23 protein-coding genes are annotated in these 24,868 nt (G+C 38.3%); 14 read left to right on the forward strand and 9 right to left on the reverse strand.

The window, feature by feature from the left end; genetic code table 11:
- Positions 1-128 precede the first annotated feature (128 nt).
- The gene (locus tag CCS77_RS01955; RefSeq protein WP_103573295.1) at positions 129-1,328 is read left to right on the forward strand and encodes a molybdopterin molybdotransferase MoeA; all 1,200 of its coding nucleotides are present in this window, start codon (positions 129-131) and stop codon (positions 1,326-1,328) included.
- An 8-nt stretch (positions 1,329-1,336) separates the two neighbouring features.
- Here CCS77_RS01955 and CCS77_RS01960 read toward each other — a convergent pair whose 3' ends face one another.
- The 5 genes from CCS77_RS01960 to CCS77_RS01980 all read right to left on the reverse strand — a co-directional run bounded on the left by CCS77_RS01960 (position 1,337) and on the right by CCS77_RS01980 (position 7,394).
- Complete coding sequence (locus CCS77_RS01960) at positions 1,337-4,507, reverse strand: Mbeg1-like protein (protein WP_107916402.1); 3,171 nt, start codon at positions 4,505-4,507, stop codon at positions 1,337-1,339.
- Positions 4,504-5,334 carry a hypothetical protein gene (locus CCS77_RS01965; protein ID WP_107916403.1) on the reverse strand — a complete coding sequence of 277 codons (831 nt, stop codon included), beginning with the start codon at positions 5,332-5,334 and terminating at the stop codon, positions 4,504-4,506. The genes CCS77_RS01960 and CCS77_RS01965 overlap by 4 nt, the downstream gene beginning before the upstream one ends.
- Positions 5,335-5,439: 105 nt before the next feature.
- Positions 5,440-5,583, reverse strand: a complete 144-nt coding sequence (locus CCS77_RS01970; protein ID WP_107916404.1) for a diadenosine tetraphosphate hydrolase — start codon at positions 5,581-5,583, stop codon at positions 5,440-5,442.
- A complete protein-coding gene (locus tag CCS77_RS01975) occupies positions 5,580-6,227 on the reverse strand; it encodes a hypothetical protein (RefSeq protein ID WP_107916405.1) in 648 nt (215 codons plus the stop codon). The genes CCS77_RS01970 and CCS77_RS01975 overlap by 4 nt, the downstream gene beginning before the upstream one ends.
- A 105-nt stretch (positions 6,228-6,332) precedes the next feature.
- Entirely contained in the window at positions 6,333-7,394 is a 1,062-nt protein-coding gene (locus tag CCS77_RS01980) for a TRAP transporter substrate-binding protein (RefSeq protein WP_107916406.1), read from the reverse strand.
- Positions 7,395-7,486: 92 nt separating this feature from the next.
- On the opposite strand from CCS77_RS01980, the gene pyk reads away from it, so the two are divergent.
- Positions 7,487-8,938, forward strand: a complete 1,452-nt coding sequence (pyk, locus tag CCS77_RS01985) for a pyruvate kinase (RefSeq protein ID WP_107916407.1) — start codon at positions 7,487-7,489, stop codon at positions 8,936-8,938.
- Positions 8,939-9,917: 979 nt separating this feature from the next.
- Here the strand turns inward: pyk and dnaJ are convergent.
- Positions 9,918-11,060 carry a molecular chaperone DnaJ gene (gene dnaJ / locus CCS77_RS01990; protein ID WP_107916408.1) on the reverse strand — a complete coding sequence of 381 codons (1,143 nt, stop codon included), beginning with the start codon at positions 11,058-11,060 and terminating at the stop codon, positions 9,918-9,920.
- A 123-nt stretch (positions 11,061-11,183) separates the two neighbouring features.
- Between dnaJ and CCS77_RS01995 the strand changes: the two genes are divergently transcribed.
- The 12 genes from CCS77_RS01995 (at position 11,184) to CCS77_RS02050 (ending at position 21,413) form a co-directional block, all read left to right on the forward strand.
- Entirely contained in the window at positions 11,184-11,855 is a 672-nt protein-coding gene (locus tag CCS77_RS01995) for a response regulator transcription factor (protein ID WP_009294394.1), read from the forward strand.
- Positions 11,852-13,108, forward strand: coding sequence for an ArsS family sensor histidine kinase (locus CCS77_RS02000; protein WP_107916409.1), 1,257 nt, complete (start codon positions 11,852-11,854; stop codon positions 13,106-13,108). Before CCS77_RS01995 ends, CCS77_RS02000 begins: the two co-directional genes overlap by 4 nt.
- Positions 13,105-13,677, forward strand: a complete 573-nt coding sequence (recR, locus tag CCS77_RS02005) for a recombination mediator RecR (protein WP_103570086.1) — start codon at positions 13,105-13,107, stop codon at positions 13,675-13,677. The genes CCS77_RS02000 and recR overlap by 4 nt, the downstream gene beginning before the upstream one ends.
- 83 nt (positions 13,678-13,760) lie before the next feature.
- Positions 13,761-15,365, forward strand: coding sequence for an anthranilate phosphoribosyltransferase (gene trpD / locus CCS77_RS02010; protein ID WP_107916410.1), 1,605 nt, complete (start codon positions 13,761-13,763; stop codon positions 15,363-15,365).
- On the forward strand, positions 15,362-16,462 hold the full coding sequence (locus tag CCS77_RS02015; protein WP_107916411.1) for a DNA adenine methylase: 1,101 nt from the start codon (positions 15,362-15,364) through the stop codon (positions 16,460-16,462). Before trpD ends, CCS77_RS02015 begins: the two co-directional genes overlap by 4 nt.
- A gap of 1 nt (position 16,463) precedes the next feature.
- Positions 16,464-17,189 carry an EcoRI family type II restriction endonuclease gene (locus CCS77_RS02020; protein ID WP_103606795.1) on the forward strand — a complete coding sequence of 242 codons (726 nt, stop codon included), beginning with the start codon at positions 16,464-16,466 and terminating at the stop codon, positions 17,187-17,189.
- A gap of 7 nt (positions 17,190-17,196) precedes the next feature.
- Positions 17,197-17,811, forward strand: coding sequence for a phosphoribosylanthranilate isomerase (locus CCS77_RS02025; protein ID WP_107916412.1), 615 nt, complete (start codon positions 17,197-17,199; stop codon positions 17,809-17,811).
- Entirely contained in the window at positions 17,804-18,985 is a 1,182-nt protein-coding gene (trpB, locus tag CCS77_RS02030) for a tryptophan synthase subunit beta (protein ID WP_107916413.1), read from the forward strand. Before CCS77_RS02025 ends, trpB begins: the two co-directional genes overlap by 8 nt.
- Complete coding sequence (gene trpA / locus CCS77_RS02035; RefSeq protein WP_107916414.1) at positions 18,978-19,727, forward strand: tryptophan synthase subunit alpha; 750 nt, start codon at positions 18,978-18,980, stop codon at positions 19,725-19,727. The genes trpB and trpA overlap by 8 nt, the downstream gene beginning before the upstream one ends.
- A 77-nt stretch (positions 19,728-19,804) precedes the next feature.
- On the forward strand, positions 19,805-20,224 hold the full coding sequence (locus tag CCS77_RS02040; protein WP_002942548.1) for a chemotaxis protein CheX: 420 nt from the start codon (positions 19,805-19,807) through the stop codon (positions 20,222-20,224).
- Positions 20,221-20,538, forward strand: coding sequence for a flagellar motor switch protein FliN (gene fliN / locus CCS77_RS02045; protein ID WP_002942551.1), 318 nt, complete (start codon positions 20,221-20,223; stop codon positions 20,536-20,538). Before CCS77_RS02040 ends, fliN begins: the two co-directional genes overlap by 4 nt.
- Positions 20,535-21,413, forward strand: a complete 879-nt coding sequence (locus tag CCS77_RS02050; protein WP_107916415.1) for an excinuclease ABC subunit A — start codon at positions 20,535-20,537, stop codon at positions 21,411-21,413. The genes fliN and CCS77_RS02050 overlap by 4 nt, the downstream gene beginning before the upstream one ends.
- 71 nt (positions 21,414-21,484) lie before the next feature.
- Here the strand turns inward: CCS77_RS02050 and CCS77_RS10725 are convergent, their stop codons facing one another.
- The 3 genes from CCS77_RS10725 to CCS77_RS02060 form a co-directional block, all read right to left on the reverse strand.
- The gene (locus tag CCS77_RS10725; RefSeq protein ID WP_256372119.1) at positions 21,485-21,619 is read right to left on the reverse strand and encodes a hypothetical protein; all 135 of its coding nucleotides are present in this window, start codon (positions 21,617-21,619) and stop codon (positions 21,485-21,487) included.
- Positions 21,620-22,184: 565 nt separating this feature from the next.
- Complete coding sequence (locus CCS77_RS02055) at positions 22,185-23,633, reverse strand: Ppx/GppA phosphatase family protein (protein WP_107916416.1); 1,449 nt, start codon at positions 23,631-23,633, stop codon at positions 22,185-22,187.
- Positions 23,634-23,636: 3 nt separating this feature from the next.
- The gene (locus tag CCS77_RS02060; protein WP_188117583.1) at positions 23,637-24,854 is read right to left on the reverse strand and encodes a sensor histidine kinase; all 1,218 of its coding nucleotides are present in this window, start codon (positions 24,852-24,854) and stop codon (positions 23,637-23,639) included.
- Positions 24,855-24,868: the final 14 nt, after the last annotated feature.

Genomic DNA, 24,868 nt, shown 5'->3' on the forward strand with positions numbered 1-24,868 from the left:
CTGTGTAAGGGTAAAACCAGACTGGTTTCTTAAACGACATTTTAATAATCATTAAATAAAACAAAGATTAATTTTTTGTAAAACAGAAGTGGCTAAAATATGCAAAAATTTCATAAAAAGGACAAATAATGAAAGATTTTATGAGCTATGCAGATAGCCTGAAAATTCTAAAAGATACGATAAATGCGTGGGAGAAGGTCGAAAAAGTGGCTATCACAGATGCACTTGATAGAAATATCGCCTATGATGTGAAAGCCGCTGAAAACTACCCAGCAAAGCCAGTTTCGGCGATGGACGGCTACGCTTTTGCCTTTAAAGATGGACTAAACGAGCTTGAGCTCATCACCGATCTGCCAGCAGGTAGTGACAAAGGGCTACATGTAGAGGGCAGCAAATGCGTCAAAACCTTCACCGGCTCGCTAATGAGCGAAGGTACCGACACTCTTGTGCCAGTTGAAAATGTCGAGGTAAGCGGCTCGAAAATAATCATCAAAAAGAGCGTGCCAAAGGGCTTTGCCGTGCGTGCAGTCGGCGAGAGCTACAAAAAAGGCGAAATTTTAATAAAAAAAGGCACACGTCTAACATACTCTGAGATCGCGCTTCTTGCGGAGCTTGGCGTCTTTCACGTAAGCGTCTTCATCCGCCCAAGAGTGGCGATACTAGCAACCGGTAGCGAGATAAAAGACCTTGGCGAACCTCTTGATAGTCCAGCACAAATTCACAGCTCAAATCACGTAGGCATCGCTATGCAGATACGCAAAATGGGCGCGGAGCCGATCCTTTGTGAGATCGTAAGAGATAAGGCCGAGCTTGTCGAAAAAGCGATCATAAATGCACTAAAATCAGCCGATATCTTGGTGACGACTGGCGGTATCAGCATGGGAGACTATGACTTTGTAAAGGGCGCTTTAAATGAAAACTTTAAGCTCATCATCGAAGGCGCTGCGATAAAACCAGGCCGCCACATCAGAGTGGCAAAATCAGGCGATAAATATATCTTTGCGCTGCCGGGATTTCCGTATTCAGCGATGGTTATGTGCGTGCTTTATGTAAGAGTGCTTATAAACACTTGGTTTAGCCAAGAAGAGCCAAAGATCACGGCGATAATGGACGAAGACTACAAAAAACGCTCGCCATTTTTGGAATTTACAGCGGTAAATTTAGAAAACAGAGATGGCAAGATCTTTGTAAATTTAAACGGTAAAAAGCTAGGTAGCTCAGCGATCGTAAATAACCTAACAAACGAAGCTGCACTGCTTATCATCCCTAAAGAGACAGAATTTATCGCAAAAGGTGAAGTGGTAGAAGTTTTAAAGATGCCTTGCTAAGGGTAAATTTATAGCCCTTGAAGCACTACGACGTCGGTTATCTCGGCGTCTTTTTCTATCTTAGCGTCTAGCCCTTTGGCTATTTTTATAGTGATATCTTTTGTTTGATTTGGCGTTAGAAAGATCAAATTTCTAACGTCGTTTTCGTACTCGGTAAGTCTTTCGTAGTAGCCGTTTATGCCGTGCTTGCTCTTATACTCTGGCTTTATGAAATTTAGTCTAAAAACATCTGCGCCATACTTTAGCGAGTACTCTTTAAATTCATATTTTCTTTGGCTGGTAGTCTTAAAGTTTTCATTAAATAGCTTTAAAAGTGCCTTGTCGCTAACGTCTTTTGCGTCGCTCTCTTTTAGCACGATCTCGTCAGCTCCGTTTGGCTCTTTGTACTCGGTGCCGTTTATGGAGTATATTGCGACGTGCATGTTATCTCTTTGCGATGCGGCACTCTTCATGAAAAACCTTAGCCTTGGATTTTGCATAATCTGCACATCTTTTGGAGTTATCTCGTTGCCGCTGCTATCAACGTATTTTATCCCTTCAAAATTTAGTAAATTTGACTTTTTAACTACTGATAGCGTGCAGCCTTTATCGCTTAAGCAGTGATGAACTAGGTCTTGCATAAGGGCGTAGTCCTCATTTACTCTTTTGGCACTTAGGGCGCTCTTTGGCACGTGTGCTACGCAGGTGCATGGCGAATTTGCCGAGCAGCCAACTATCGGAGAGCCAAGGAAGTCTCGACCTAGTATAAGCGCTATATCCTGAGATTTGATACTCCTGCCAGCTTTGCTTTTTAGTACTACTTGGCCACCATGCGGGCAAGTGATGATATCATCTTCTATGACTGGGTGAGCGGTGAAATTTGTGGCTACTGCACCCAAAGGCAAGCTTTGATGATCTAGCGCCTCTTTGCTTTGCATTTGGCTCTCTTTTTTCTCATCATTGTTAGCTCTTTTTAGCTTTACATCCAAGCTATCCCTATCTATATCATAGCCAAGCACTCTTATGCTAGTGTTTTTGTTTGTGATATCAAGAGAACCTTTAGAGCTTTCATCACCCCTTGGGCTAAAGTAGTAAAAAGGCTTTTGCTCATCTTTGTTTTCAAAGAGATCATGCTCTTTTTCATCTTTGAAATTTGTAAAGCCAAATTTATAGTCTTTAGCTTCATTTGCACCTTTTAGAAGTGTGGCGTTTAAGAAGAGATCTACCTTGTAGTTTTCTGGGTTTTCCACGCCAAATTTATCTTTTATCTTGCCATATACACTCTCTATATCCACTATGTCCTTATCTTTTGTAAATATGGCTAAACTCTCTTTATCTTTATCCACATATACACTAGAGCTAGCTGATAAAAAGCCAAATTTTATCTCGCCTCTATCTTTTACATCATATAAATTTATAGAGCCACTGCCTGTGCTATTATCAAATAAAAGAGAGTAGGTCTGCTCTGATTTTTTCATAAAATATGCTTTGTTATCTTGTGATGAAAGCGACCTTGTGAAATTTGACACATAGGTATAGAGCTTGCTAGCATCAGCCTTAGTGCTAGTGACATCGCTAGAGCTCTCATCTACCACCTTGTATGTCCTACACTTATGCATAGCCCTTTGATCTTCTATAGTTTCACATCCGTTTTCTTTAAATTTCTCTATCTCATCTTTGCTTATTATATTTGTGTATCGCTTCTTGTCACTAAGCTTAAATATATCTTCTATTATTAAAGCTTCTTGCTCGTCTTCTAAATTGTGATTTAATATCTTGAAGTCGTGTTTTATGTTATTTATTAGTATAAGCAACATCCAATTTTTGTTTTTGTTATATAAAAGAGGTGGAAGTGTAGCTTTGTTGTCTATATAGGATGTTTTGTTTTTATATTCTATTAATAAATTTGTATCAAGATCAAATATAAGCTTATAGTTTTGCTCCATAAAGTCATTTAGATATAAAAATGTGCCTTTTAAGCTCACATTGTTTGTCTTTTCGTCATTATCTTTTTCATTTAAAAGATATGAGAAAAAGTATAGTGTAGCGGCTGTATAGGTAAGAAAGTGCGAGCTTATACTTATATCTGTTTTTAGTATAGCATCTACGTTGCCTATATTTATAAGCACTTCATTGCCATTTATATCAACCCCAAGGTCTTGTATAGCGTTTTCATAGAGTTTATTGTTAAAGGCTAGGCTATCATTGTCTGTTTTCATGTGGTATATGTTATTAACATTTAAAGGTGCTGGTAGGTAGGTGTGGTCTTTATCCGATAAAAATATATTTTCTTTAAGCTTTTCATAGTATGGGACATTTCTTTTATTAAAGAAATATATGATCTCATTTCTAATGAACCTTGGCATGAGATCAATATTTGGGATGCCTACTCTAGTTTGTATATAATCTGTTAATATCCCAGGTGAGTTAAATGTATAAATTTCATCTATATACTCTGGAAAGGTAAAAGCACATATCTGAGTTAAGTATCCACCAAGAGAGTGACCGCAAATATTTATCTTTTCACCTTCTTTTAAGATAGGTATAACACTATCTAAAAAGAAATTTATTAAAGAATTTACTTGTGCTGGTATCTCATTCGTTGTCAGCTGAACATCCGCATATAAGTCTCCTGGAGTGATCTCAGTGCCTCTAAAGGCTAGTATTCTTTTATTGCTATTTTCTGTATCTTCAAAGAGTGTAGTGCTAAAACCTAGTATGTCATTTTTTTGATGTTTTAGAAGTTTAAATCTTGATGTGAAATTTTTGGTACGTTTGGAGAGATTGTCTATTGTGTAAAATAAATACTGCTTTTTATTTCGAGGGACTTTTATAAAATTCTTTATTTCATTAGAAATTTCTACTTTTTCTTCTTCTAATTCATCATCTTCTTTTGGTTTTTTTATTGTCAAGTCTTGCATAAATCTAGCTTCTACGCAAAGAGCATAGGATGTTGGAGCTAATTTTGAAATACCATTTTCATTTATAGTTTTTTCATAGCCTAAATTTATATGATCAGCATAATCCCATCTAGGATTTGGCTTTTTTAAAATTCTCTCATTATGAAATTTATCCGCAAAACTCCAAATTTCATTCTCATCTATGTATTCAAAAAAAGCATAAGCAACATCGGCTATATCAGCATAGTCTTTTATTTTATTTACCATATCTTTGTTGGATAAATTTTTAATAGTATTCATTTGTTTTTCCTATTTATTTTTTGAAATTTGTTATCTATCAAGTAAAAATAGTTATCTCCAGCTACGTTTATATATCTGTTTTTGGTAAATTTTATCCCACTTGCTTCATCGCCTGAAAGTGTATATGTTGTTTCGACAACGTAGTAGTCTAAACTTAGATCGATTACTCTTACTTCATCATTATCATCGATATAAAAATAGCCCAAGTCATAAGATGGTTTAAATTTTTCATAATCTTCATTACCAATAAATTCTTTTATTTTATCTTTGTAAATTTGTGGAGTTTTTATTTTTTTTCTTGTCTCATTTTCATAATCGATCCATCTGAGGTAGTATCTCTTTCCGTTAGACAACCTATCATAAACATGATACGTTTTATCTACTATTTCATCTATAAATTTACCCCTAGCTCTTTCATTTATATTTATGCAAGCATGTTCCATTTTCATTATGTCTTTACCAGCAGCTACAAATTCATCATATTTTTGTTTACAAAATTTATCGTTAAAGATATCTTGCATAACCATATCTATATATTTGCTCTTGTTGTTATTAAATTCTTGAAAATATTTGCTTTGATTGTTATCTAGCTCTTGTTTTATCTCTTGATATAGGCTTGATCTTTTTGCTCTTATATCTTTGTTTAGCTCTTCAAGCTTATCTATCTCTTTCTCCAGCTTCTCATCAAATACATAAACACCACCATATTTCTTAGCAATGCTCTCTTGTTCGCTAGTTAGATCAGAAATTCTTATAAAGCCATTAAAATAAGCAAGTGGTAGTAATATAAACAAACATATAAAAACTATAAATTTGACTTTTTTCATCATAAATCCTTTTAAATTTAAAACTATACAAGATAGAAAATTTCTTTTAATTTTATTGTGATTATATTTATAATATTATTAATTTATTATGCCTAGCTAGGTTTATTAATTACAAAATTTATCCGAAATACTCCAAATTTCATTCTCATCTATATACTCAAAAAACGCATAAGCAACATCGGCTATATCAGCATAGTCTTTTATCTTATTTACCATTTCTTTATTTGTTAAATTTTTAAGAGTGTTCATTTATTTATCTTTTGAAATTTGTTGTCTATGAAGTAAAATTTATTATCTCCAATTAGTCTTTGAGTGTTTTCTTTAGTAAATTTTATTCCACTTGCTTCATCTCCATATAGTCCAAATATAACTTCTGTATAAAGTGTAGAAATTCCTATACTTATAGGCACAATAGTGTCATTGTCTATATAGAAATATCCTAAATTTATACTTAGATAGTTTTCATATTGATCGTAATCTTTGCCCATAAATTCTTTTAGTTTTTCTTCATAGTTATTTAAAATTTTATAGTTATCTATTTTTATATTGTCTTTTCTGGAGTAATATCTTTTGCCATTAGATAAAACCCTTTCTAGTTTAGGATTATCATAAAATTTCTCTTGTAGTAGTAACCTTAGTTGTTTGTTTTGTTCTTCTTTGTCTTGTATATTTGAGACTTCTTTTAGTATTTCTTTATTAACTTTATTCCTCTCACCTTCTCTCTTATCTATCTCCCTCTCCAGCTTCTCATCAAATACATAAACACCACCATATTTTTTAGCAATGCTCTCTTGTTCGCTAGTTAGATCAGAAATTCTTATAAAGCCATTAAAATAAGCAAGTGGTAGTAGTATAAATAAGCAGATAAAAACTATAAATTTGACTTTTTTCATCATAAATCCTTTTAAATTTTCACTATTGTCTTATCTTTTGCTTTAAAGTCTGGTTTTTTGTTGTAGTTTTAAATTTTAAAAAGCAGGGAGAGCTCCCTGCTGTGGTTATTTCTCTTCGTTTGTTTTGATGTAAGCGTAGTCAGAAATTTTAGTCCATTCTCTTGCTTTTTTGAGGAAAGCTCTTTGAGACTCGACGATCTCTTTAAATAGTGGATCTTTTGCGCTCTCTTCATCAAGTAGCTCATTTGTAGCCTTTTTAAGAGCTGCGATGACCTCTGGTGGGAAAGATTTTACTTGGATGTCTGGATACTCAGCCTTCATCTTGTCCCAGTACTCTACGTTTGCGTAAAATACCTTAGTATTCACATCTCTTGCTACTTCAGCAGCAGCAGCTTCAAAGATGGCTTTTAGATCATCTGGAAGTTTTTCATATGCATTTTTGTTGAAGAAAAACTGAGTTTCGCCATCTGGCTCTTGCCAGCCTGTGTAGTAGTATTTTGCCACTTTGTGAAAGCCAAGCGCCATGTCGTAAGCTGGGCTAACCCACTCGACTGCATCGATAGTGCCCATCTCAAGCGCCATGTAAAGCTCGCCTGTTGGGATAGTGTTGATGTTTGCGCCAAGTTTAGCGTAAATTTCACCGCCAAAGCCTGGAATTCTGATCTTTAAGCCTTTGATATCATCAACTGACTTGATCTCTTTTTTAAACCAGCCGCCCATTTGCATGCCAGTGTTACCAGCTCTAAAAATTTTGATGTTATATGGATCAAAAACTTTCGCCTCTAGCTCTTTGCCGCCACCAAATTCATACCAAGCTGTTTGCTCGTCGGTATTCATCATAAATGGCGTTGCTGTAAAAAACATTGTCTTAGGATCTTTGCCTTTGTAGTAGTAGCTAGCTGTGTAGCCGATGTCGTACTGACCGCTCTTTGCAAAGTCAAGCATCGCAAAAGGCGACTTATGTTTTGACGGGTAGTCGATCCTGATCTCGATGCGGCCGTTACTCATCTTTTCGACCTTCTCTTTTAGCTCTTTTGGCACGTCACCAAGCACTGGCATAGTGCTCTCCCATGAGGTTGCAAGCTTGAGCTTATAGACCTTGTCATCTCCTATAGCAGCGCAAGCAAGAGCTGCTAGGCCAAGAGATGCTAATAAAAATTTATTCATACTCTCTCCTTTAAAAATTTTGCATATTATACAAAAAATTTACATTATTAAAATGTGTTATAATCGCAAAAATCAAATTACAGGGCATAAAAATGATAAAAAAGACGAAAATTGTAGCGACTTTAGGGCCAGCAAGTGACAACGAAGAGACGATGGAAGCGATGGTTAAAGCAGGGGTTAATGTTTTTCGTTTAAATTTTAGCCACGGAACACATGAATACCACAAATCAAACATCGACAAGATAAGAAACATCGAAAAAAGACTAAACAAACGCATAGGTATCTTGCAAGATATCTGCGGTCCAAAGATCAGAGTTGGCAAGCTTAGCGAGCCATTTTACTTAAAAGCTGGCGACGAGCTTAGCATTTATGCCGAGGATATCGTGGGCGAAAAGATCGAAAAGGGCGTTTATAGAGTGAGCCTAAATCAGCCTCAAATTTTACCTATGCTAAAGGCTGGCGAGTACGTCTATCTCTACGATGGCTCGATCAGAGCAAGAGTTACAGGCGAGGGCAAAGATGTGGTAAAAACGATCATCGAAAATGACGGGATTTTAAACTCAAACAAAGGTGTAAATTTCCCAAACACCGCCCTTGGCATTGACATTATCACGCCAAAAGATAAAGAAGATATGGAATTTGGCGCAAAGCAGGGCGTAAATTTCGTTGCCATTAGCTTCGTGCAAGACGCAAATGACGTGATAAAAGCAAGAAATATCTTAAAAGAATTTGGATCACGTGCGGCTATCTTATCTAAGATCGAGAAATTTGACGCAGTTGAAAACATAGACGACATCATCGCAAAGAGCGATGGTATCATGGTAGCTCGTGGCGATCTTGGCATAGAAGTGCCATTTTACAATGTGCCAACCATACAAAAGCTCATCATCAAAAAGGCAAATGCAGCCAGCAAGCCAGTCATCACAGCAACGCAGATGATGCTAAGCATGGCAGAGCATGAAACTGCTACAAGAGCGGAGATTAGTGACGTGGCAAACGCCGTGCTAGACGGCACTGACGCGGTTATGCTAAGCGAGGAGAGCGCGATCGGCAAAAACCCAGTCGCAGTCGTAGAGGCGATGAGCAAAACGATCATACAAACGCAAAGCATCTATCCATACAATAAATTTGACGAATTCGACTTTTTGGACGAGACTGACATGGTCGCAAATAGCGCAGCTTCGCTAGCCGTGCGTATCAAGGCAAATGCGATACTCTCTATCACAGGCTCTGGCAAATCAGCAATAAAGCTAGCTAGAAACCGCACAAACATCGACATCATCGCTATCGCACACGACGAGCAGACAGCTCATATGCTTACCCTCGCTTGGGGCGTGACGCCAGCGCTCGTGCTTGAAAAGACAAAGCTGAATGTCCTTCTCGCAAATGTCATCAAAAAGGCTTATGATGCTGGATACGTCGAGCATGACAAGACCTATCTCGTCACAGCTGGCCATCCAACAGGCGTAGAGGGCAGCACAAACCTCATACGTATAATTAGACGCGACCAGCTTGATTATTACCTAGATCTTGCAACCGAGTAAATTTATGGATTTAGTGCCTGATACTTTGGGCACTAAAATTTCTTTTAAATTTATGCGCTTTTATGCAATCGCCTTGAAAATCTACCGAATTTAAATTCTTCATTTTGCCACTAAATTTAGAGCCGTGATATGCCGGATCTAAATTTAAAATTTGTTATAAATTCTCTCACATAAAACGCATGCGGTGCTTTAGCACTGACGCATGCCACATCTAACGTTGTCGGGGTTAGGGGATTGTTAAGGGGGAAGGGAGCGACTTCGTAATTCAAGCCTCTTCCCCCTTAACAAAGAAGCAAACATTTAAATTTGATTAGATTGTTTTGCAAATTTTAAACTTTCACTCACCCCTAAGAATTGACTACTAAAATTTGGCTTCGCTTTCCGCTTAGCTCAAATTTTAGAGCCGAAATTGCTCGCTCATAAATTTTAAAATTTGCATTACATTCACCTGATAACAAAACGCATGCAGTGCACTAGCGCCATTGCATGCACCTCTAACGTGCGAGGGGATTGGGGGATTTAAAAAGGGGGATAAGGGGACGGCCTCGTAACTCGAGTCCCCCTTGTCTCCCTTTTGGATAAAAGAGTTTTTAAATTTAAGGTCTGTATTTTTAAAAGAGAAATTTGCTATTTTGTAAATTTTAAAATTCCATTCACTCGCAAGAATTGACTACTAAAATTTGGCTTCGCTTGCCGCTTAGCTCAAATTTTAGAGCCGAAATTACTCGTTCATGAAATTTTAAAATTTGTCAGACACTTATTTGACTTGATAAAAAAATTTGCAAATTTTAAAATCTTACCCGCTTGCCTTAGCAACTTACTAAATTTAGGGCTCATAACTATTCGCCGCTAAATTTAGAAGTGTGATATGCTCGCTCATAAATTTTAAAATTTGTGTGAAATTTACTTGTAAAAATTAGGATATAAAATTTATTTTGAAAGAATTTGTGACGCCAAATTTCACGCCACAAATTTAAATTTATTTTTTCTTTTTGCCTTTTGGCTCATCGCCTTTAAACCAGCTTTTTATCTTGTCAAAGACGCTCTCATCGGTGCTTGACTTGCCTGAAACTATGCCAAAGCTAGCTTGAAGCTTGTTTAAAAGCTCTTTTTGCTCGTCACTTAGCTTATCAGGTGTTTGGATAGAAATTTGAGCTACAAGTCTGCCTTTTTTGCGTGAATTTACACCCTTGATGCCCTCGTTTTCAAAGACAAATTGCTGTTTATCTTTCGCGCCAACTGGTAGTTTTAGCTCGGCTTCACCGCGAAGAGTTGGGATTTTTATACTCTCACCAAGAACAGCTTGGGTAAAAAATACTGGAATTTCTATATAAACATCATCGTTGTGGCGTATGAAGTGCTTGTCGTCTTTTACATTTATGCTCACATAAAGATCGCCTTGAACGCCGTTTGCACCGATGTTGCCTTTACCAGCGACCCTCATCCTCATGCCACTATCAACGCCCTCTGGGATCGTGACCTTGACGCTTTGTTGCTGGATTTTATAAGCTTTTGCATTGCAATCAGGGCATGGCTCGCTTATCACTTCGCCAGATCCGTGGCAGTATGGGCACTCTTGAACGATATTCATAAAGCCATTTCCGCGCGTGATCCTGCCGCTTCCGCCGCAGTGCTGGCAAGTTTTGTTTTTGCCGTCTTTGCTGCCTGTGGCGTTACATGTTGGGCAAGGCACTTTTTGATCAAATTTGATCTCTTTTTCGCAGCCAAAAACAGCTTCATTAAACTCTAAATTTATAGGAATTTCAAGGTCGGCTGAGTATTTTTCACTTCGTCTTTTTCTCTGTCTAGAGCCACCGCCAAAACCGCCACCAAAAAACGAGTCAAAAATGTCTGAGAGGTCAAAATCAGCGCTAAAGCCACCGCCACTGCCAAATCTACCCTCAAGCCCTTCTTTGCCGTATCTGTCGTATATTGAGCGCTTTTGCTCATCGCTTAAGACCTGATAGGCTTCGTTTATCTGTTTAAATTTCTGCTCAGCCTCTTTGTCACCAGCGTTTCTGTCTGGATGGTATTTTAAAGCGAGCTTTCTAAAGGCTTTTTTTATCTCGTCGCCACTTGCATTTCTTGAAATTTCAAGGATCTCGTAATAATCAAACTCCACATTTTTCCTTGTTTATTAAGCTTATTTTAAATGTGAGATTTTATCCAAAAAAGTTTAAATTTAAAAAAAAATTTACATTTTTGCCGTATAATCTCTACTATTTTTCAATGAAAAGGATGATTTATGATTAACGTTTTAATGATAGAAGACGATCCAGAATTTGCACAAATTTTATCTGAATATCTTGACAGTTTTAATATAAAAGTGACTAACTTTGAAGACCCATATCTAGGGCTAAGTGCAGGGATAAAAAACTATGACCTGCTCATACTTGATCTTACATTACCTGGCATTGATGGTCTTGAAGTTTGCAAAGAAATTCGCCAAAAATATGACATCCCTATCATCATAAGCTCAGCTCGCAGTGACATCAGTGACAAGGTCGTTGGCCTTCAGCTTGGAGCGGATGATTATTTGCCAAAACCATACGATCCAAAAGAGATGTATGCTCGTATCACAAGTCTTATTAGAAGATATAAAAAGACAAACGAAGTTCAAGAAGAGGTCGTTGATAGCGCATTTAGGATAGACGACAAGCGCCATGAAATTTACTTTAATAACGAGGCTCTTGCTCTAACACCAGCTGAGTATGAAATTTTAACCTATCTCATCAAACAGCACAGCTTTTCAGTATCAAGAGAGCAGCTAGTTTATAACTGCAAGAGCCTAAAAGACAAGGACTCAAAGAGCCTAGATGTCATCATCGGACGCCTTAGAACAAAGATCGGCGACAGCTCAAAAGCGCCAAAACATATATTTTCAGTTAGAGGCATAGGATATAAGCTTATCGGATGAAATACTCCATAACCACCAAGATAACTATAATCTTTGCCATCGCTTTCTCGCTGATGTGCTTGCTTTTTGTGACATTTGCAAACATTCAGCAAGAAAGTGCGCTTGAGAAGCTAAAAGATAAGCAAATAAGCGCCATGAACTATCTTGTGGCGCTTTACGAGCGTGGCAATCCTCCAAGAGATTTGGAGCACTACTTTAAAAATTTCAACTTAGAATACGTCGGCAACAAAAATTTAGCCACCTCAGTTACCTCAAGCGGAAACGCCATTTTTACGCAGCACACACCTCTTGGCATGATGCAGTCTGTTAATTACAAAGGTGATTTGTATCTACTTATCAAAAATCCATCTTTTCAGCTGCTACTTGAGAGCAACGACGCAAGACACGTAAATGACCCACTTTGGGTGGCATTTTTGATCATCTCGGCTCTACTTATCTCGCTTTATGTCTCGGTGCTTAGAAGCCTTTTGCCGCTTAGAAGACTGAGCAAAGATATCAGGAAATTTGCCAGCGGAAATATGGAGATGGCGATGACTGCTAGGCTAAATGAAAACGAGCAAGATGAGATCGGGCAGGTCGCAGTTGAGTTTGACAACGCCGTTTGCAAGATCAGAGAGTTAATTCGCTCAAGGCAGCTATTTTTACGTGCGATCATGCATGAGCTAAAGACGCCTATTGGCAAGGGCAGGATCGTCTCTGAAATGGTCGCAAACGACACTCAAAAGATGAGACTCATAAACGTTTTTGAGCGCCTCGAGATGCTTATAAATGAATTTAGCAAGGTCGAGCAGCTCCTTTCAAAAAGCTACGCGCTAAACTATCAAGAGTGCCATTTTTCGCTCATTTTAGAGCAGGTGCAAGATATGCTCATGCTTGATAAATTTGAGGAGCGTGTGAGCTGTGATATTAGAGATGACGTCATATTAAGAGTTGATTTTCAGCTTTTTAGTTTGGCGATTAAAAATTTGATAGACAATGCCCTAAAATACGCAGAGGATAAGAAAGCCATCTTGATCTGCGATAGTGAATTTATAGCGGTTAAAAATTTAGGCAAAAAGCTAAATCACCCGATTGATTACTATAAACAAGCCTTTGTTAGAGGCGATAAAGTGAGTGCTGGGAGCGGTATGGGGCTTGGACTTTACATCATCGAGCAAATTTGCCAGATGCAAAAATTTGAGCTTGCTTACGACTACGAAGACGGCTATCACGTCTTTAAAATTTTACTTCGTGCAAAGGCAAAACGCGCATGAAAAGGGGCTTAGAGAAATTTAACGAGCTAACCGAGTCTTTTGCCAAGCTGCCAGGTGTGGGTAAAAAATCAGCCGCAAGATTTGCCTATTTTGTCTGCATGCAAGATAGCTTTGCGGGGCTAAGGCTCGCGCAAAATATCGAAGATGCGGTGAGATTTATCAAGCGATGTGAGCGTTGTGGCGGGCTAAGCGAAAATGAAATTTGCGACATTTGCAGCGATGAGAGTAGGGATAGCGAGGTCATCTTGCTGGTTGAGAGCCCAAAAGATATCTTGGTTTTTGAGCAAAATGGCATCTACAATGGCCTTTACTTCGTGCTTGACGAGATCGACGAGGATGCCATAGAGAGGCTGCGAAGTGCTATCAAGCAAAATGGCTCAAAAGAGGTCGTCTTTGCCTTTACGCCGGGGCTAAATTCAGACGCGCTCATGCTTTACGTCGAGGATAAGCTTGCCATGAGTGAAATTTCATTTAGCAAGATCGCTCAAGGCGTGCCAACTGGTGTAAATTTAGAAAATGTCGATATGCTCTCACTCTTAAAAGCCTACGAGAGCCGCACAAAAGCCTAATTAAAATTTCTTTTAGTTATAATCTCACCTAAATTTATAATATTTAGTCTGCGCAATCGCCGCTAAATTTAAAAGGATAGAGATTGATTTTACTTATAGATAACTACGATAGTTTTGTCTTCAACGTCGAACAGTACGTAAAAGAGCTCACAAACGAAGAGATTAGATGCGTTAGAAACGATAAGATAACGCTTGAAGAGGTCAAAAAACTAAACCCAAGTAAGATCATCCTAAGCCCAGGGCCAAAGCACCCAAAAGATAGTGGAGTTTGTTTAGAAATTTTAAAAGCAGACCTTGGCGTGCCAGTGCTTGGCATTTGCCTTGGACACCAAGCCATAGGGCTTAGTTTTGGTGCAAAGATAAAAAGACTAGACGACCCACTTCACGGCAAGACCTCATTTATCGACGTGAAAAATAAAGAGCCACTTTTTGCAGGGCTGCCTGATCGTTTTGAAGTTATGCGCTACCACTCACTCTATGTCGATGAGCTCCCAGCTAGCTTAAGCGCTGATGCGGTGAGCGATGATGGCGTAGTTATGGCACTTAGCGTTAAAGATAAGCCGATCTTTGGCATCCAGTTTCACCCTGAGAGCTACTTCACGCAATACGGCAAAAAGATAGTTGAAAATTTTGTAAATTACAAGGCAAAAAAAGAGGTAAAAGAGCCAAAGATTCGCTCACTCAAGCCATATCTTATCAAGCTTCAAGAAAACATCCCACTTGATGATAGCGACTTTGAGCAAATTTGCGAGATAATAGCCAGCAAAGAGTACGAGATCGTGCAGCTTTCAGCCCTTTTAGTGCTTATTAGCGAAAAGAGCCTCTATCCAAAAAGCCTCGCTGCGCTTGCAAAAAATATCCTAAAATACTCGCAAACTTACCGCGACGATACGCCTATGATCGATCTTTGCGGCACTGGAGGCGATGGCTTTAAGACGATAAATATCTCAACTACTGTGGCATTTATCCTTGCAAGCCTTGGCATAAAGGTCGCAAAACACGGCAACAAGGCAGTTTCAAGCAAGTCAGGCAGCTCTGATGTGCTTGAAATTTTAGGCGTAAAAAGTGAAAAATCACTGGCAAAACAGCGTGAAAATTTAGCTAGTAAAAATTTAGCCTTTTTCCACGCTCCATTTTTCCATCCGCTAGTTGGCGAGGTGAGAGAAGTGCGCCAAAGACTTGGCATAAGAACCGTATTTAACGTGCTTGGACCGCTTTTAAATCCAAATTTAAACCTTACAAATCAGCTAGTTGGCGTCTATCATAAGCCTGTTTTAAAACTCTACGCCCAGACGCTTAAGATACTTGGCAGAAAGCACGCTTTGGTCGTTCGCGGAGATGACGGACTTGATGAGATCACACTTTGCAGTGAAACAAGTGTTGTGGAGCTAAAAAATGGCGAAATTTTTGAATACAGCATCACGCCAGAGCAGTTTGGCTTTAAAAGAGCGCTTCACAGCGATATTGAGGGCGGCACACCTGAAGAAAACGCCAAAACCTTGATACGCACGCTAAAAGGCGAGGAGCAGGGGGCGAAATTTGACATCGTGGTCTTTAACGCGATGTTTGCACTCTACGCGTCTGATGGCGCAAAGAGCCCAGACGAGGCCAAAAAAATGGTTTTAGAGGCTATAAATTCTGGTAAGGCGTATAAATTTTATGAAGAGTTTATAAGGGATGTCATTTGAAAAATTCTGAAAACCCTGCTTTTTTAAAGGAACAATTGATTAGTTATCTTGGGAACAAACGTTCAATAATAAATGAAATTTTAAAAGTCATTTATGAAATAAAAAACGAACTCAAAAGGGATAAAATAAGCTTTGTGGATGTTTTTAGCGGTTCAGGCGTGGTTGCAAGAGCAGCCAAAGCACATTCAAATTTAGTTATTGCAAATGACCTAGAGTCTTACTCTCGTATTATAAATTTATGTTATCTATCGAATTTTTCAGATGAGCTTAGGGATCAAATAGATCAAAATTTTAAGAAGATTTTATCTAATTTTAATCCATGCGAAAGTTTTATTAGCGAGCTTTATGCTCCAAAAAATGATGAGAATATTAGTAAAGGAGAAAGAGTTTTTTTCACCCGCAAAAATGCACTTATAATTGGTGGCTTACGTAAATCTATAGAAAAAATAGACCTAAAATTTCAACATTTTTTTATAGCACCACTTCTTAGTGAGGCAAGTATTCATTCAAATACTGGAGGCGTTTTTAAAGGCTTTTATAAGGATAAAAATGGAATTGGTAAATTTGGTGGAAGCGGAGAAAATGCTCTGACTAGAATTTTAGGTGAAATTTCACTAAAAAAACCTATTTTTTCAAAATTTAAAAGTGATTTTGAGGTATATCAGGAAGATGCTTTAAAATTAGCTAGTCATCTGTCTGTAACAGATATAGCATATTTTGATCCGCCATATAATCAACATCCTTATGGATCAAACTATTTTATGTTAAATTTAATAGCAAATTTTAAAGCACCAAAAATTGAAACTATTAGTGAAGTATCTGGTATACCAAATGATTGGAATCGTTCAAATTTTAATAAAAAATCAAAGGCAGCAGAGGAATTTTTTACATTACTAACAAACTTTCCATCTAAATATTTGATTATTTCTTTTAATTCGGAAGGATTTATTAGTGAAAATGAATTTTTGTTAAATTTGTCTAAAATAGGTAAAGTTATAAAACACGAAATTAAGTATCCAACCTATCGTGCTAGTAGAAATTTAAACAACCGCTCCTTATATGTAACAGAATATCTTTATATTGTAAAAAAGGTTTAATATGGCAAGTAGTAATGACCTAAGAAAAAACAAAAATCAGCACAAACCAAAAAATACTAAGTCTAAACTTGATGATAAAAATATAGCCCAGTCTATGAAAAAAACGATTAGCTATATAGAAGAAAGATTTAGCGATATAACTAATTTCAATGGATTCTATATAGAATTTAGTTCAAAACTATCTCTTGATGAAATGATGGCTAATATAAAAAATGGAGGTATTAGAAAGCAATTCGATACATCTTGGAAAAGTAATGCAATTAAGCCAGATGGTGGTTTTTTAATATTAAAAAAACGAGATGATGACAATTATCAGAAACTTATTTTGGCAGCTGAGGTTAAACGACAAGGAACAAATGATAAGAGAGAGGAAGAAGGTCTTAAAAGACAAGCAAGAGGCAATGCTATAGAACGTTTAGGAAAAAATTTGATTGGCATAAGGGCTATGATGAATCACGAAGACATAACTCCTTTTGTTTGTTTCGGAAGTGGTGATGATTTTAACGAGAAAGATATTAGTACTAAAAATATGTTTTCAAAATTAAGCACTATGAATGAATTTTATTACCTTAATAAAACATATATTTTTAAATTAGATGGTAATAGTGAACATAATAAATTTTCTCCAGTTAGCATGTATTTTAGAAAACATGAATGGAGTATAGATGAAATGTTTGAAATAATGAAAGAAATCGCTGAAACAAGTTTGCGATATTATATTTTTTAGGTCAAAAATGAAATCTCTAGTTAAAATTTGTGGCATCAAAACGCTAGATGAGGCAAGTGCGGTTTGTGCTTTGGATGTTGATTTTATCGGGCTGATATTTGCCAAAAGCAAAAGAAAGGTCGAGCTAAATTTAGCTAGGCAGATAGCGAAATTTGCCCACAGCAAGGGCAAAAAAGTAGTTGGCGTTTTTGCGGAGCAAAGTGATTGCGAGATAATGGAAATTTGCCAGTTTGCTGGTCTTGACGTGGCTCAGGTGCATGGAGTGGTGAGTGAAAATTTAGAGGCAAATTTAAAAGATATGGTGCTTGAGATTTGGCAGGTTTTTAGCGTCAAAGATAGCTTACCAGAGGTTGATTTTAAGCATTTTGACATGGCGCTTTTTGACTGCAAGGGCGAAAATGCCGGTGGAAACGGTACCAGTTTTGAGTGGGAAATTTTAAAAGAGGTTAAATTTAAATTTGGCATGGCTGGGGGCATAGGCGAGCACAACATAAAAGAGGCGCTGAAATTTAGGCCATATCTAGTCGATATCAACTCAAAAGTCGAGGACGAAAACGGCATAAAAGATGCGCAAAAGATAGAGAGAATTTTAAAGATCATAGGTGAGGTAGAAGATGAATAGTAAGGCGTATTTTGGAAAATTTGGCGGGCAGTTCGTGCCTGAGACGGTGATGTTTGCCCTTGATGAGCTAGAAAATGCTTATGAGAGCATCGCAAAGACAAAAGAGTTTAAAGACGAGCTTAATGATCTTTTGAAAAACTACGTTGGCAGGCCTAGTCCGCTCTTTTTTGCAAAGCGCCTAAGCGAGCACTACGGACATGAAATTTACCTAAAAAGAGAGGATCTAAACCACACGGGCGCGCACAAGATAAATAACGCTCTTGCTCAAGCACTGCTTGCTAAAAAAATGGGTAAAAAGAAAATTTTAGCTGAGACTGGAGCTGGTCAGCACGGCGTGGCAACAGCGACTGCAGCGGCACTTTTGGGCTTAGAGTGTGACGTCTATATGGGCGCAACAGATGTGGCTAGACAGCAGTTAAACGCCTTTCGTATGCAGCTTCTTGGCGCAAAAGTGGTGAGCGTAGAAGATGGCTTAAAAACACTAAAAGAGGCGACTACGGCGGCCATACAAGCGTGGGTAAATGAGATAGAAAGCGCGTTTTATGTCATTGGCTCAGCCGTTGGCCCACACCCATATCCAAAGATCGTGCGTGACTTTCAAAGCGTGATCGGCACAGAGGCAAAAGCCCAGCTTGCAGACTACGGCAAAAAGGCGGATTACGTCATCGCTTGCGTTGGCGGCGGCAGTAATGCTATTGGCATTTTTAGTGCGTTTTTGGACGATGAGAGCGTAAATTTAGTAGGTATAGAAGCTGGCGGCCTTGGCATAGATACCCCTTATCACGCAGCTACGCTTAGCAAGGGCAAAACCGGCATCATCCACGGCATGAAAACGACGGTCTTGCAAGATGAGTACGGCATGATCTCGCCAGTGCATAGCATCTCAGCAGGTCTTGACTATCCAGGCATCGGCCCAGAGCACGCCCACCTAAACGACATCAAAAGGGTAAGATACGAAGCCGTGACCGACGATGAGTGCATAAATGCCTTGTATTTTCTAAGCAAGATGGAGGGCATCATCCCAGCCATCGAGAGCGCGCATGCGGTGGCGTATCTGGAGAAACTTTGCCCAAAACTTGATAAAAAAAGCGTCATCGTCGTAAATATCTCAGGCAGGGGCGATAAGGACATAAACACAGTTATCGGCTACGAAAAAGGAAAAATTTATGGATAAGGTTAGAAGCGCATTTAACGGCAAAAAGGCAAACATCGGCTACATCGTGGCTGGTTATCCAAGCTTAGAAAAAACTAAGGAATTTTTAGAAAATTTAGATGAGAGCACGCTTGATCTGCTTGAGATCGGCATCCCATACTCTGACCCGCTGGCTGATGGCAAACTCATCGCGCAAGCTAGCTTTGAGACAGCTCAAAGTGGCGTAAATACCGACGTTGTCTTTGATATGCTTGAGGGCTGCAAGGCAAAAGTGACAAAGCCACTTGTTTTTCTAGTTTATTACAACATCATTTTTGCTTATGGCGTTGATAAATTTCTAAAAAGATCACGTGAAGCTGGAGTTAGCGGCTTTATCGTGCCGGATCTTCCTTGTGAGGAGTGTGAGGAGTTTGCTCTAAAGTGCAAAGAGCTAAATTTATGCCTTGTGCCACTTATTAGCGTCACCTCTGGGGGCAGGGCGGATGAGATATTAAAATTTGGCTCAGGATTTATCTACGTGTTAGGTGCTATCGGCGTTAGCGGTTCAAAAAGAGCCGATGAAGATAGGATAAAAAATTTAGTCCTAGAGCTTAAGAAAAAGAGCGATCTACCAGTGGCTGTGGGCTTTGGCATCAAAAACAAAGAGGACGTTGGTGAGGTTAAAAAGTACGCTGACGCTGCGATCATAGGCACGCAAATAGTCAAGCTTTGCGCCAAATTTAGCGCAAAAGAGCTAGTTAAAGAAGTCGATAAACTCTTTTAAAATGCTTAATAAATTTATAGCTAATTTAGTAAAGCCAAAGTATAATTAACGCGCATTTCAAGTCTTAAGGAAGAGATATGAGAAAAGTTATAGATGAAGCCACGAGCTATCTTTGCAAGGATACTTTGGGGCTGGATTTAGAGTTTGGCAAGAGCCTTGGTAAGGGATTTTACGGGGCTAGCATACCAGTTTATAAGGGTAAAAGCGAGTATCAGTTTTATCTATTTTTTAAAAAAGATACTTTGAAAATTTTTATGAATGCCTTTTTTGGTCACGAAGATGTCGATGGTGGCGATTTGGACGATCTTTGCAAAGAGATAGCTAATCAGATCATCGGCAAGGCTAAAAATCTGCTAAATGAAAAAGAGCCAAATGCTTATAAACTCGGAACGCCTGAGTTTTTGGGCGAGGTTGAGAATTTTGGCATAAAGCTAAAAGAGAAATTTATATATAAGATAAAAAATAGAACATTTCAAATAGGCTACAAGATACAATGAACGACGAAGGTGCGATAGAGACACTAGAACAGCTAGGGCTTTTTAAGAGCTATGACGAGCTTATGGATATAAGCGTTGATTTTATAGCTGAGCTAGGAACTACCACAGTTAGCATAAATGAGCTTTTGAAATTTGAAGCTGGCTCGGTCATAGACCTCGAAAAACCAGCTGGCGAGAGCGTGGAGCTATATATAAATAATAGAATTTTTGGAAAAGGCGAAGTAATGGTTTATGAGAAAAATTTAGCCATCAGGATAAATGAAATTTTGGACTCAAAGTCAGTTATTCAGTACTTCAAAAAAGAACTTTTATGAAATTTATACTATTTTTTGTGCTTTTTGCTACGCAGATCTTTGCCTCAAACTTGCTAACATACAACATCTATGAGCGCACCGATAGGGTCGATATCATGCTTAGCTTTGATGCGCCGTATGAGGGCAACATCTTTCAAAAGCGTGAAAAAGATACTACCTCTTTGATACTAAATTCTCTAAGCTACGATCAAAGCGCGAGCAAGGATATAAATTCAAAGATCATTCAAGAGCTTGAGATCGAGCCAAAGCAAAACTCTCTAGTTTTAAATTTACGCTCAAACGATGCGATCATCGTAAATGCTTCAAAGACAACAGATAGCTTCGGACTTCGCATCCGTGTAACGCTAAAAAACACAAAAACGCAGGTGCAAAATATGCCTCAAGCTAGCGCAAAGATAGAAACTGCTAGCACGCCAAAGACAGAAAATGAACCTATGGTTAATATTGATTCGAGATACTTCATCGTCCTAAGTGTGCTCATCGCGCTTCTTATATTTTTATATGTTTTTAAAAGATATATCACTTCAAAAAGTAGTGACTTTAGCGGGTTCAAAACGCCACAAAATCAACCACAAAACGACACAAAGTCGATGAACTGGCTGCTTAAAAATCAAAATAGCGGCGTCAATATCATCTATGAAAAATATCTTGACCGCACAAACAAGCTAATGCTTCTAAGCTACGAAAATAGACGCTATTTAGTGATAGTTGGCAACTCAAACGTCATGCTTGATAGCTTTGGCGAAGAGAAGATCCAAAATGAGCAGGACTTTGCGGTATTTTTTGAAGAAAATAAGAAAAAACTTGGCTCATTTTTGCAAGAGCGCCAAAATAGCCTAAATAACTACAAAGATAAAATGAGCGGGGAATTTTAGTCCCGCTTCGCTACTAAATTTAAAAATTTAGAAGAGCATTTTCGCAAATTGTAAAATCTTACTCACTCGCCTTAGCAGACTACTAAATTTAGGTCTCGTAGCCACTCGCCACTAAATTTAGAGCTGTGATATGCTCGTTCATAAATTTTAAAATTTGCTTGAATTTCTAACCGCATGCAGTGCGCAAGCACCATTGCATGCCACATCTAACGTCGTCGGGCTTTACTTCGACTTCGTCTCGTAACTGCAAGCAGACGAGGGATCTGAAGGGAGATAAGGAGACGGCTTCGTGTCTGCCACGCAGTTGCGAGCCTGCGAAGCAAAATTCAAGTCCCCTTGTCTCCCTTTTGGATAAAAAGAATTTATTAATTTAATCAAACTGTCTTTACAAATTTTAAAATTCCATTCACTCGCAAAAATTGACTACTAAAATTTGGCTTCGCTTACAGCTTAGCTCAAATTTTAGAGCCGAAATTACTCGTTCATGAAATTTTAAAATTTGCCTGATACTTGCCTGCTTTAATAAAGCAAATTTACAAATTTGAAAACTTTTTACATTCGCCTTAGCGGCTTACTAAATTTAGAAGTGTGATGCGCTCGCTCATAATCATATGTAATATACGCTAACTCATGCGCTGCTAACGTAGTGAATAGATTTTGCTATCTCGTAATCTCAAGCAATAGTCGCTCAGTCTCGTTTTTAGAATGAAATAAATTTAAAATTTGCCCAAATACACTAGCGTTTTTTTAAAAATACCAGCTACTTTTGACCTATACAAACGAAATGGCAAAAATTTCAGGTTTTGCGATCTTTTTTATCTCTTCTTTTGCCATAGCAAATTCTTTTGCGCCCTCTATTTTTAGTGTGTGACCGCTAAACTCAAAGCTTAAATTTAACTTCTCACAGGTTATATCAAGTGCCTTGGCTAGCGCAAGGATGAAGCTTAGCCACCTTACACACTCAGCCTTTGGTAATAAATTTTTATACTTTTCAAACTCATAAATATTTTTCTTGCCATTTGTGCCGATGACTGCGGCTATTAGTGCCTTTTGCTCGTGTGAAAAGCCGTAGTTTAGGGCATTTAGTATGATATAGGCTGAGTTTTTGTGATCGCCGTAAAAGCCTATCTCTTGACCGATGTTGTGGAGCTTTGCAGCAATTAGCAGCGTCTCAAGATAGCTCTCATTTAGCCCATGAAGCTTTTTAAGCGCCACAAAAATATCCTTTGCGTATCTTGCCACGGCTTTGTTGCAAGAGAGAATGAAGCGGTCTTGCAGGCTTTTGACGCTTGGGTTAAAATTTTCTGGAAATTTAAGACTTGGACGCAAAAAGTCTTTTAAGAATACGCCCTCTCTTACGCCAACGCCACTTGTGATGACGTTTTTGGCATTTAGCGCCTTGGCAAGGGCTAAAAATATATGTGCGCCCTCTCTTATGGTGTCATATCTATCTTTTTTTATAGGGAATTTATTTAGTTCAAGCACGCTAACGTTTGCGATGCTCTCGATGTAGGCTTGCTCGTCGCTAAGCTTGTAGCAAAAGCCATGCAGCGATGAGAGCGGATATAAATTTTTGCTCATTATGGCTGATGAGATCGCTCTTAAAGAGCCGCCGATGGCTATTAAATTTGGACACTTAAATCGCTCATCTATCTGCGCTGTGATCTGTGATAGAAATTTGGGTAGTTTGTTTAAATTTTTCTTATCAAAAAACAGCTCTTTTAGCCTAACCGTGCCTATATCAAGTGAGAGGACATCGACTATCTTGCCGTTACTTATCCTAGCAAGCTCGGTCGAGCCTCCGCCGATATCGATAGTGACGCACTCGGCTAGATTGTGAAGCAAATTTTTAGCCGCTATCGCTCCAAAAGTAGCCTCTTCTTTGCCGTCAATTACTTTTAAATTTATGCCAAGTTTTTTTCTTAAAAGAGAGATCAAAACGCATGAGTTTGGAGCATCTCTAAGCGCTGAAGTGCCTACACATAGGACTTTGGAGCATTTGTAGCTTTTTATGATGTTATCAAATTCGCCAAAAGCTTTGATCGCTTTTTGCATTGAAGCTTCTGAAATTTCGTTGTTTGAGCCGTATCCACCTTCGCCCAGTCGCACTTTGGTTTTATATTCAGCTAGTATAAAAAATGCTAAGCGTGACGTGCGCTCAAATATCGCCATACGCATAGAATTTGAGCCAAGATCGATCACTGCGGTTCTCTTTGCCATTTTTTATCCTTTTAAATTTAAAACGAGGCTTGCAACTGCTCCGTTTGTGTTCTCTCTATTTTTTATAGATATCTCAGCGCCAAGTGCCTGTGCTGCGCCCTTTGCGAGAAATAGTCCAAGTCCAGCACCACCTTTGTTGCCGTATCTTTTAAATGGAGCAAACAAGTCCTTGCTCTCGTCTATACCCACGCCTTCGTCGGTAACCTCGATGATAAATTTGCTCTTTTCAAGCTTTGAGCTAATTGTAATCGTGCTATTTTTTGGAGAAAATTTGATAGCATTTTGGACGAAATTTTGCACGATGTGAGTTAGTAGGCTGGTTTGGATATTTAGATTAAAAATTTCAGGTTTTAGATCGAGTGCGAGATTTTTTTCTTCACCTTTTGCGAGCACCTCGTAGTTTTTGCCTAGTTTTTTCAAAAATGCGATCACGTCGGTATTTACTGGCTCTTCAAACTGCGCGCCCTCTTGACGACCTATCTCAAGGACCGAGCCTATCATAGCGTTCATGCCGTTGATCGCTTCGTTATTTGATTTTAGCGCTTCTATGTATTTTTCGCTATCTCTTGGTTTTAAAAGCGTAACTTCATTTTTGGTTTTCATGACAGCAAGTGGAGTTTTTAGCTCGTGTGCAACGCCTACAAAGAGCTCTTTTTGGTATAAGACAAAAGTTTGTATGCGAGTAATTAGCCTATTTATGCTATTACCAAGTGGCAGAAACTCGTCTGGCAAGCTTTTGATATCGATTTCTTTTAGAAATTTCTCATCTAAATTTGTAAGCTTGTGACTTAAAATTTTTATAGGTATTAAAAGCATTCTTGATAAAAATAGTGCATAAAAAAGCACCAAAAGTATCGCTGTGACGTTTACGATTATAATATCTATAAAAATTTCTTCGACTATCTGGCTTTGAAGCGTCGTCTCTTTTTCTAGGACTAAGTAGCTACTGTCATCTAGCCTTGTTGTTAGAGTGGTTATACTCTTATCTTTTATCTTTTGCATCACAAGGTAGGGCTTTTCGCCTTTAAGCTCGCCCACTTTTACGGTGGCTAGAGTTTTGTTTGGGATTTCTATAGTAAAAGTTTTTAGATTGTTAGGATTGAAATTTTGTGGATTGTTTTTATAAGCTGTGGCTTGCTGGTTTAACTCACTAACTACGCTTTGAAAAACGGTGACTCTTATGTAGTGATAGAGCATCACCGAAACAACGGCAATTAGCATCATCGCACCAGATG

Origin of the sequence: Campylobacter concisus, from assembly GCF_003048375.1 — a bacterium.
Taxonomy (GTDB): domain Bacteria; phylum Campylobacterota; class Campylobacteria; order Campylobacterales; family Campylobacteraceae; genus Campylobacter_A; species Campylobacter_A concisus_T.